Here is a 650-nt window from a genome sequence, read left to right as displayed (position 1 = left end):
CAGTCGCGCAGTCTGGCTGGCACAGCGCCGGCAACGTTATGTCATGCCCAAGATGGTGCGCGGTATCCCACTGGAATATTACGCCTTTACCCGCGGCGGGGCGCTGATGCGCGACACCGCCACGCCGGAAGAGCTGGATCGCGCGCAGCAGGAATTCGTGCTGGCCCATGGCGGCGACCCGGCGCGCTACGGCGCCCCGAAACCGCATCCCGATATCCGCAAGGCGGGCTTTACCGGCAGCCAGCATTATCTGAACCTTGTCGCGGAAAACCGGCTGTCGGTCCGGCCTTGGATCGCGCGGGTGTCCGGGCAGGCGGGCGAATTTACCGACGGCAGCTCGGTGGAGGCCGATGCCATTCTGATCGGCACCGGCTTCGATCTGGATCTGCCCTGGCTTTCAGACGAGATCGGAAAGACCCTGCACTTGGACATCAAGGGGATGGAGCTGAGCGACTTCACCTTCCATCCTGATCTGCCAAGACTGGCCGTGATGGGGATGTGGCCCCAGCAGGGCCCCTATCCGGTGCCACTGGAACAGCAGGCGCGCTACATCGCCTATGTCTGGGGCGGCGTGATCCCGGCGCCGGACCGGCAGCGGCTGGAGGCAGGGGTCTCTGCCTGCCGGTCAGAGGCGCATTTCGGGGATTACC

The 650-nt window shown here is 65.2% G+C and carries 1 protein-coding gene; it reads left to right on the top strand.

From position 1 onward, the window contains the following. Positions 1–43: 43 nt before the first annotated feature. A partial coding sequence (locus tag PKE99_RS39245) for an NAD(P)/FAD-dependent oxidoreductase (protein ID WP_271215130.1) occupies positions 44–650 on the top strand: 607 nt, incomplete at its 3' end.

The sequence above is a fragment of the Pseudonocardia halophobica genome (assembly GCF_027922425.1).
Taxonomy (GTDB): domain Bacteria; phylum Actinomycetota; class Actinomycetes; order Mycobacteriales; family Pseudonocardiaceae; genus Pseudonocardia; species Pseudonocardia halophobica.
This window is presented reverse-complemented; position numbering and strand designations above follow the sequence as displayed.